Origin of the sequence: Microcoleus sp. S28C3 (assembly GCF_036700785.1) — a bacterium.
In the GTDB taxonomy this organism is placed as follows: domain Bacteria; phylum Cyanobacteriota; class Cyanobacteriia; order Cyanobacteriales; family Microcoleaceae; genus Microcoleus; species Microcoleus asticus.
The window spans coordinates 21,783-31,997 of sequence record NZ_JAUBPO010000087.1 but is presented as its reverse complement, the minus strand read 5'-3'; the positions used below and the strand labels follow the sequence as shown (position 1 = coordinate 31,997).

Genomic DNA, 10,215 nt, shown 5'->3' with positions numbered 1-10,215 from the left:
TTCTCTAAATTTGTCTGAGGATTTCTCTCGGATCATTTTAACTCCTACTTAGATTTACATCCCTCATTATACACGTTCGAGGATTTACAAATCATTTGCGATCGCTATATAAAACCCGTTTGACATCTTTTACGCTGTTATACGTGACCGCAAAAGCATTATCCAGCAGCAGCCATGCCTTATTGTAGCAGTCTAACGGATTCAGAATGGGAAATAATTGAACCCATACTACATGAGATATTGCCCAGGAAGAAGCTAACTAAAACCATGTAACTGGACAAAAAGAGAAATCTTAGATGGAATCTTCTATCAACTAAAAAATGGCTGCAATTGGTAAGACCTACCCAAGGATTGGCCCCCTTACAAGGGCCGTATATTGGCTTTACTTGCAGTGGCGAACACAGGGAGTGATAGAAGAGCTGATGAGAGTGCTACATGGGCAAGTGCGTGAGCAGGTAAAAAAAGCCAAATGGACTACATTTTAGTTTTTCTTGATGCGGACTAAAGTCCTCACTACAAACCTTTGACTACTGACTACAAACTAATTACTCGATCGCACAGTCAAGACTTGCGGCGGCGTCGCATCCGGCGGATACAAGAAATCTACTTGAACCAAACGGCGTTCCCCCGGCTTCATGTTCACATTCACCAAAGGTTCCCCCTGCTGTCCCCGGCGCTGCACGATGTGAATGTAGCGCGTCAAAGTCTTGCCCGTATCATCATTAAACATCACCCGCACCGTACCTCGGAAAAATATCCGATTTTCGGGAGGGTCATAAAACATCAATCCCCCCGATTCTGTATTTGCTTTGATCGGTGTTTGCATTTTAATGCTAACAGATTGAGACTGGCGAGATTTGTTGTAAAGTGGAAAAGTTAAGTTATATTGAATCCCGTAATTACCATTAGCTAAGTAAGCAGTATCGGGATAGCGAGCTAACATTTTAGCGCTTTGAACTTGACCAGTGCCAAAAGTACCCGTATCAGTAGTGCTCAAAGCATAGGAAAATGACTCGCCGCGCTTGGGAACAGTTAAATAATCGGTTCTCGAATTGTCCGTAATTTTAGCTTCCCACTGGGAACCTTCCGCTACTCCCGCAACGCGGCCGTAAATTTTTTGCACCGGATTTTCGCCTCTGGGAGTTGGTGCTAAATCTCTCGGCCCCGCTAAACCTTTGGTATTTAAAATATTTTCCCACTGTTCTAAAGTCGGATCTTGCTCGACTCCTCCTTGACTTTTAGGAGCAAACATTGCTAATGATGCTACATAAACCGAATTGCTGCTCGACATTCGCATTAAAGTCGATCGACCGTTGGAAGAAGGCGTGACATTCCCCACAGGTATCGGCAAATTCATCAGCATTCGGCTCTGATTCGCCGGAATCTCGATCGCAGCCGGCAAAATGGCTTGTCTGTATCCCCGCAGCACATCGCTCGTGATGCGGCTTCCAGGCCCCGCAAACACAGTGCCAAATCGATTTTCTAAATACGACGGCAAATCAACAAACAAGGCATCCGGCCGAGTTAAATAGGTCGCTCCTTGCAATACTTTTAAAGTAACAGGTTCCGAGTTGGGATTGCGGACAATTATTCCTTGAAATAAGGTGCGAGTTTCTTGGCGATTTTTAGCTTTAGCGATGTGGTGGGCAAAGATGTCAAATCTGCCTTTGAAGGGAAAGTTTAAGTGTGCAGAAGGTAGTTGTTTTCCTTCGGGGGGAAATGTGGAAAGCAAAATTCCTTCGGTTTGCACGACTTCGGGGCTGTTGCTGTTGAAAACCGGGATGTTGTCGAGTTGTCCGGGCAAAACGCGTACTTGTTGGGGCACCGTCACAGTGTTCAGCGGGCCGGTTGTTGGAGGTGCTGGCAAATCCAGTTCGTTTTCCGGTATCGAAAATTCTTGCTGGATGATGACTTGTTGGGTGGGAGGTGTCGGGATTGCTTGAGCTAAGGGTAGAATTGGCAAAAACATTGCTGTGAGCGCGTTTAACTGAACTTGCAGAAGATTGCCTGGACATAGCAACCGACACAAAACATTACCACAAGTTGGTTGATATTTTCTGGGGATTTTGAGATTTTAGGTCAATTTTTGCGGAAATTCGGGCATCGCAAATTTTTTGTTTGTTCTCTACCTTGACAAAATGTAGATTTGGTAAACGTAGAGCAAAAATTAAGAGCCAGAAGAGCGATAGCTGCGCTGGCTCTCATGAGTTGATACTAGAAGTTAAGCTGAATTCACTACAAATGCGGCGAGCTTTTCTTCCGATGGATGGCCCGCACCCGTGAGAAAATTCACGCACTGGCTTTTTTTGCCTGCTTGCGGCGGGCTGCTACTAAACTTCCCAACCCCATCACCATACCTGCCATAGTGGTTGGTTCGGGTACTGGCTCAGCATCAGCGGAAACTCCCGCCATAACTTTGTCACTGGTACCAACATTAGACCCACTTACCTGCTGGAAGCGAACCCCTGCCTTAAGCGTACCATTCTGAAATCCCGTCAAGAAAGCACTTTCTGCCTGAGCCGCACTCAGACTGCTGCCAGTTAGCAAAAAGCTAACCAAAGTAGAATCATTTTTATATAAGCCTCCATTAGCGTTGCCACCATTAAAGCTATTGCGCGGAGTGCTAATGCCATAGTCGAAACCGTTGTGCAAGCCACTAATATCAACATTGTTCCAAAACTTTGTAAAAGTGCTGCCTGCGGTAGATTTAACCGATGCATTAACGCCGCTCAATACGTCAAATGCCACGGCAACGAGAGAAGAGTTTTTTGCACCACCGGCTGTAGCCTGAGTGCCAGTGGTATTGGTGATGCCCAAATTCAGGAGCAAATCGGCTCCACTTTGGACAAAGTTGAAGTCCAATGTTGCAGTAGCGCCGGTGCCAATGCCGTTGGTAGTACCGTACTGAGGAGCCACCGATAAACTGAATGCTTGGGCTTGCGTTGCAGTTAGTAATGAAGAAGCAATTGCTAAACCAGCGGTAGCTATACAGGCAGTTAGTGGTTGGGCGAAGTTGGTTTTCATAAGAGTAATACCTTGTTTATATCGTTGGGGGGATTGACTTTATTCATTTCTTTTGGTATCTACTTACAGCATCTATCATTTAAAAGTGTTTGTCTATACATTTTTGATACCTTTACCAAAACAATATGGTGCGAGGTTTATTCTTAAACTTTTCGTAAACTCGGTTTTGTCGCAAGCGCTAGGATGACTGGTGCTGAGGCATTTCACGGTTAACTATCCGTTATTGCAACTTTTGGGATCATCGGTTGTCACAACCGCTAACTACGTAATCCTACTAGCATAGGACAATAATTTATACAAAAATTGAGGATATGTTTGCCGATCGCCAAATGTACGCGAAAGTAAAATATAGTTGCACAGTAAGTAAATATAGAATTGGTAACTATTCCCGGACGCAGAAACCGGGTTAGAGAGACTAAAATACGGCGTGGAGAGCCGGGGTACCGCTGAAAAAACCTGGTCGAGTCCAGTCTCAGTGCGTAAGTCCACTACACTTAACCTTATGCAGACACCGCCCAAAAATGGGTACAAGCCCCCGACTAATGTCGTGGAAAGCCAAAAATTTTAGACTCTTGTCCAATCTCCCAGATACATCTGTGGAGTAAATCTAAAATCTAAAATCTAAAATCTAAAATCTAAAATCGACACAATCCCCGCGTCCCCTACCATTTGAGATTGCATCGGCTCGCCTGCGAGTGACACAATAACCTTACAAACAGACAAATTTTTAATGAAAATTATTTTAACCAACGACGACGGCATAGACGCTCCGGGAATTCAGGCACTTTTGCAGGCTGTCAGCGGCAAAACAATTATGGTGGCTCCTCAAGGGCAATTGTCGGGCTGCGGGCATCAAGTGACGACCCACAGTCCGATTCATGTCGATCGGCGATCGTCCTTTGAGTATGCTGTAGGGGGAACACCTGCCGATTGCGTGCGCATCGCTCTTCATCACGTTTGTGCAAAGCCGGATTTGGTGCTTTCGGGTATTAACGCGGGCGGCAATTTGGGGGTTGACGTGTATATTTCGGGTACGGTGGCGGCTGTGCGGGAAGCAGCCATGCACGGTATTCCGGGCATCGCCATTTCCCACCGGATTAAAAGGCCGCTCGAAATTGACTGGGATGTCGCTACTCGCTGGACATCGCGGGTGCTGGCGGATTTGCTGAACCGGGCACCAAAGTCTGGGTGTTTTTGGAATGTGAATTTGCCGCATTTAGCGCCGGGAAGTGCGGAACCGGAAATTGTGTTTTGCCAGCCTTCGACCCAGCCGCTGCCCGTGGTGTACCGGGTGGAGGGAGAATACTTTTATTATGCGGGAGAATATGGCTCGCGCGATCGGGCGGCGGGGACTGATGTTGACGTGTGTTTTGAGGGTAATATTGCGGTGACACAGATATCGCTGTGATAGATTTGGGCGATCGAACTATATTTTTTATCAACCAAGTCTAAATAGACGGTCTTAAATTCGATCGGGGACGGAATGTTTCATTCCAGAAACAGCTTTATCCAAGCAAAAGCCATTTGAAAGTAGCAGTTTAGCAAACACATTTAGAGCCAAAACATAAGGATGGTATCCGGTTACGAAAACGCTATGGTCGGCTGATTGACAATTTATTTCTATTTTTGGAAGATGCGACAATTCCGCCCACGAATAATTAAGCGTGAACAGGCGATTCGGATGAGCGTGATATTTCGTCGTGTTACCAATGGCTTCCGTTCGGAATGGGGTCGAGATTTGTTTGCTGCCGTTCGTTCAGTTGTCAATACTGGGAAGCGACAGGGTTTAACTGCTTATCAATCCATTCAACAAGCTCTCTCTATTAATGGCTCCCTTTTTTCCCCGAGTTGAGCAATTACCAATTACCAATTACCAATTACCAACTTGCGTTATTTCTGTTTTAGGACTACCAACGTAATGTCGTCAAAAACTTTATGTTTGTCAATATGCTGCCGCAGATTATCGATTACTGCTTGTCGAATTTCTTCAGCCGTTTTGTGGCGATTTTCTTTGGTCACTTGGCACAATCTTTCTATGCCGTAATAGACTTTATTTATATTTACAGCTTCGGTAATTCCATCTGTGTAAAGCACTACTACATCCCCTGGATTAAGATGCACTTGAACTTGGGAAACAAAATCAGCAATATCTTCCTCTAATCCCACAGGAAAGCCGAGTTCCATTGTATCGATCCGTTCGATGTTACCATCAGTACGGACTACAATTATTTCTTCATGTTGACCGCTGAGGGTAAAGTTACTATCTTGATAATCTAACAAAGCCAAGCTCATGTTTTTAGACGAGTCGATGCGCTCGATATTGGCATAAAGGGTGCGGTTTAACACATCAAAAAACTTCACCGGATCGGTTTCGTTCATTTGTTGGAGAGTGCGGACCGCGGTTTGCGCCATAATCATTAATACGCCACTTTCTAAACCATGTCCCGTAACATCGCCGATGCTAATTTTTACCTTATCATTTTGGGATAGCACGTCGTAGTAGTCGCCACCAACTTCATCGGCAGGTTGCATATATCCAGCTATTTCTAATCCTTTAATTTTATCTAGTTCTGATTGTTTGGGCAAGATCATTTGTTGCAGTCGTTTCGTGACTTCTAACTCAGCACTGAGGCGGATGTTTTCGGCTTTAAGTTTGTTGTTGAGACCGCTAATTTCCTGGTTTGCTTGGGCGAGTTGGGCGGTGCGTTGTTGCACCTTTTCTTCTAAAGTTTGATAGAGACGGGCATTTTCGATGGAGATCGCAGCTTGGGCGGAAATGATGTTGAGGACTTCTAGGCGATCGCGCGTAAAAGCCCCCGCTGTTAAATTATTTTCTAGGTATAAGATGCCTACCAACTTACCTTGATTAATCAGGGGGCTACACAAGATAGATTTAGGTCGCTGCTGAATAATATACGGGTCAGAGGCAAACCTGGTTTCAGTGGTTGCATTATCGATCGCAAGAGTTTCTTGCGTGCGTTCTACATAATTAACCAGCGAGATAGGTATCACTTGATTTTCAGTCCCTGACTTGGATATTAATTCACATCGTTCACCCGTACATTGAGCTTCAATTTTCCACTTACCTGCTGGGTCAGGTATGATGAAATAAAATTTTTCTGCTCCGGCGTTTTCCAGCAAGACTTGCATCAAATTGGAGAGTAACTTATCTAAATTAACTTCCCCTGAGAGCGCTTGGGAAGCTTTGATAATTGTTGATAAATCCAGCTCGTTTGCAGCACCTGAACTGGTAGAAGTGACAGTGGTTCTGGTCTGAACAATCGTTTCGCCTCTTCCACTCGTCAGGCTGTTTTTCCTACCGACGACTGGTGCGAGTAATTCAGAATAGCGCTCTTCTAAATCCTTAACTTTTGCCTTTGCTCCCCAGCGAATATAAGCATAGTAAGCGTCTATCATGTAGGTACGCGCTACTTTCTGACGACCTAAAGTTAAATAAAATTCTGCTGCTAGTTCATTGGCGAGGGCTTCGTGCTGTACATATCCATTTTCCTTGGCTCCATCTATCGCCAGGTCGTAATATTCCATTGCTGAGAAAGATTGCCCCAATACGCGGGCTTTTTCTGCCTCTACTAAGTCATACTTATGCTGGTAATTGGCTGGGCAATGTAACGCCCAATTTTTTATGCTTTTCTGAGTTTCTTCTACTTGCTTGAGGTATTCTTGTTTCTTTTCTTCCTCTCCTGAATCTTCCTGAGCATACTGGGCTAAAAGAAGCAGACAATAGTAAAAAGTATGTTCAATAAAACTAATATTTGATTGAACGTAACCTGAATATTTCAACCCCTCTCTTGCAAACTCGATAGCTTCTTCATACTGCTTAAACAAATAGCAAACTACAGTTTTGGAAAAATAAAGCCTGAACAAGCAAATGAAATTCTTTACTTCTCTTAAATAAGAGATAGCTTTTTCCTCATTTAATATGCTGCCCATCAAGATCAGCTTATTATCTGTCATACCCCTTAAATTTTCTACTAATTGACCGAGGATTTTGAGTAAATATAACTGGTGTTCTTGGGACAATCTCTCTGCCAAGTCAATATATAGTTTTTGCTGTTCTTGCACGTAGTCTAGATGCTCTGCCTTAAAAAATAAATGCGAGCAATAGTAATCAGCAGCATGACAAGCATATTCTATATCTCCAAATTCTAAGCCGCTATTAATTGCTTGACCAAGGGGTTCTATCGTTTCCCTAGTATGCTTTTTGAGGTGGATAATACCGATGGAAACATTAACTAAAACTTTAGAACGAAACTCTCTAGCATCTAACTTCTCTAATAGCTGCAAAGCCAGTTGCCCCAGTTGATAGGATAAATTTATATCTGAGAATAGCCAAGATACGAATATACCGTAAACAGAATAGGCGTAAGTAGATTGCGGCGAATTCCCGTACTGACGAGAAAGTTCCACCATAGTATATATAATAGGTAGCGATAGCGGGCTTTCTGCAAAGCAAGCAGGTGGGAATATAAGAACTAAAAGCTGCATAGCCGCCTGCTTGTAGGACTCGCTCATTTCAGGCAGGTTTGCTAACTCCTCAATATTGAGTTCTTGCGGGGGTGATTCATATAGGGTCACTCCTAGCATTTTTAGAACTTGCAGTCCGGCATCTAAGCCATCATTATTTTGATTTTTAGCGAGGTAAATTCTAATTTTCAGTTCGTATAAGTTGACTTGTTCGAGGATTGTTTTGGCTTTTTGAAACACGCGATCGCACAAAATTTCCGCTCGTTCTAAATTGGCATTGAGATATTCGGCTTCCGCCGCTTCCCGATAAAAATTAAATGTCAGATCGTATCTACTTTCCCAGCTATCTTGGCTCAGGAGTTCTATACCTACATTCAAATAATTAACAGCGGCTTCATATGCAGTAGCTGCCTTCGCTTTCTGTCCAGCAATCAGGTTTAATTCAGCCAACTCATCTTTTTCTGACTGATTAGTTAGCAAATCTGTGCCAAAATTCAGTTGGTTAACCAGAGCAAAAATATTATCTTTTCGCTCTTGCTCTGTTGTATTATTCAGCAACAGTTGACCAATTTTCAGGTGAGTGGCTTTTTTGTCTGACTCTGGAATCAAAGAATAGGCTGCTTGTTGCACGCGATCGTGCAAAAATTTGTATTCAACTTTGATATCTCCTACAGATGCCAACTCTTCCTGGGCAAAGACTAGAGGAATTTTGTAATTTTCAGACAGCGGCAGAATCAAACCTGCTTGCAGTGCTTCCCACAAATGAGCAGCCGTCGCTATGTTTGATTCTTCATTGACAATTGATAAAACTTCTAAGTTAAATTGGTTGCCGATACAAGCCGCTAATTTTAATGATTTCTGGGTTATTTCAGGGAGTTTGCGAATATTGCGAGCAACCAGTTCAACGATATTAAAATCTGCGATGCCAATCGCCTGTATTTGTTGAATATCCCACTCCCAGCGGTCTGTTTCTACCTGATAAACTAGCAGATTTTCCGAGTACAGGGTTTTGAGTAGCTGGGTTAAGAAAAACGGATTGCCTTGGGTTTTATTAAAAAGTAACTCGGAAAAAACTTTTATTTTGTCTGAATTTACGCTGGCATCCAGAGTGTCGGCGATTAATTGGTTGACGCTACCCAAAGCCAGCGCCTGAATGGTGATATTATTCACCACCGTTTCAGTTTCTTGAATTTTTTCTATTGTCTGAATTAAAGGATGAACGGGACTGACTTCGTTATCTCGATAAGCTCCAATCGTTAATAAATATTTGCTATCTGGGTCAGTGACTAAGAGTTGGATTAACTTTAGAGATGCCGAATCTGCCCACTGTAAATCGTCTAGGAATATGACTAGCGGGTGTTCGGGTTGACAAAAAACGCGAATAAATTGTTGAAATACCCGATTAAATCTGTTTTGGGATTCCGATGAACCCAGTTGAGGAACTTCAAGCTGTTTACCGATAATTAGTTCGACTTCGGGGATAACATCAATAATAACTTGACTGTTATTGTCTAGCGCATTTAATAAGTTTTCTTTCCAAAGAGCAATCTGTTCGGAACTTTCAGTTAATAGCTGACGAACTAATTCTTGAAATGCTTGGATTAACGCCGCATAGGGAATATTGCGTTTAAACTGGTCAAACTTACCCGCAATAAAATATCCCCTAGCTGCTACAATTGGTTTATGAACTTCATTGACGATTGAAGTTTTACCAATCCCCGAATAACCGGAAACTAACATCATTTCGGTAGCACCGAGGCTGACTCGTCCAAAGGCATCTAGAAGAATTTGGACTTCGGTTTCTCTACCATAAAGCTTCTGGGGAATTAGTAATTGGTTGCCGCGATCGCGTTGACCGATGGGAAAATTTTCAATCTTTCCAGTTGTCTGCAATTGCTGCAAACAAGTTTCCAGGTCAAATTTTAATCCCGCCGCACTTTGATATCGGTCTTCCGCATTTTTTGCTAACAGTTTCATCACAATATCTGAAACCGCTTGAGGAATTTCTGCTACCTCTTTAGGTGGGACGGGTTGTTTGGCAATATGACAGTAAACCAACTCCATCGGATCGGTGGTAGTAAATGGCAACTGGTTGGTCAGTATTTCATAGAAAGTAACTCCCAAAGAGTAGAAGTCGGTACGGTAGTCAATTGCTCGATTCATCCTTCCCGTTTGTTCGGGTGACATATAAGCGAGAGTCCCTTCTAGCAAGTTGGGATTGCTAATGCTTTGGTTTTTCAATTCCAAGCGCGATGAAATACTAAAGTCAGTCAGTTTTACTTTTCCGGTTGCTGGATTGATAATGATATTTGAGGGCTTAATGTCTTTGTGAATTATCGGTACTTGATGGAGATAGATCAAAGTTTCGGATAGAGCGAGCGCTACCCTCAACAACTCGGTTATTGACAGGTTATTGGCTGCCATAAAATGATAAAGGGATAGACCCCCAAAATCTTCTAATATTAGCGCTAAACTATTCTGATAATTTTCTAAGTTGTAAGTTTTGACAATTCCTTCACACTCTAAATTTTGAGTAATTATAAATTCTTGCCTTAAATTGGTGATTTGTTCAAGGCTAGGATAATCATATTTAATAATTTTAATGATAACTGGTTGTCTGTAACCATCTTTTTTAGCTCTATATACAACAGTCCTTACTCCATCGTAAATTTTTTCTATAATTTCGTATCCCGAAAGAACTATCAT

General features: G+C 42.8%; 4 protein-coding genes. 1 reads left to right on the top strand and 3 read right to left on the bottom strand.

The genetic code is table 11. The annotated features are described in order from the left end of the window. Positions 1-541: 541 nt before the first annotated feature. Together QUA13_RS23250 and QUA13_RS23245 are read right to left on the bottom strand one after the other, a co-directional pair. Positions 542-1,969: a DUF3370 domain-containing protein gene (locus QUA13_RS23250; protein WP_333202304.1), complete on the bottom strand. Its 1,428-nt coding sequence runs from the start codon at positions 1,967-1,969 to the stop codon at positions 542-544. A 320-nt stretch (positions 1,970-2,289) separates the two neighbouring features. Then, positions 2,290-3,024, bottom strand: a complete 735-nt coding sequence (locus QUA13_RS23245; RefSeq protein ID WP_333202302.1) for a PEP-CTERM sorting domain-containing protein — start codon at positions 3,022-3,024, stop codon at positions 2,290-2,292. 730 nt (positions 3,025-3,754) lie between these two features. On the opposite strand from QUA13_RS23245, the gene surE reads away from it, so the two are divergent. Further along, a complete protein-coding gene (gene surE / locus QUA13_RS23240) occupies positions 3,755-4,432 on the top strand; it encodes a 5'/3'-nucleotidase SurE (protein ID WP_333202300.1) in 678 nt (225 codons plus the stop codon). A 482-nt stretch (positions 4,433-4,914) separates the two neighbouring features. On the opposite strand, the gene QUA13_RS23235 is transcribed toward surE, so the two are convergent. Further along, positions 4,915-10,215: an AAA family ATPase gene (locus QUA13_RS23235; protein ID WP_333202298.1), complete on the bottom strand. Its 5,301-nt coding sequence runs from the start codon at positions 10,213-10,215 to the stop codon at positions 4,915-4,917.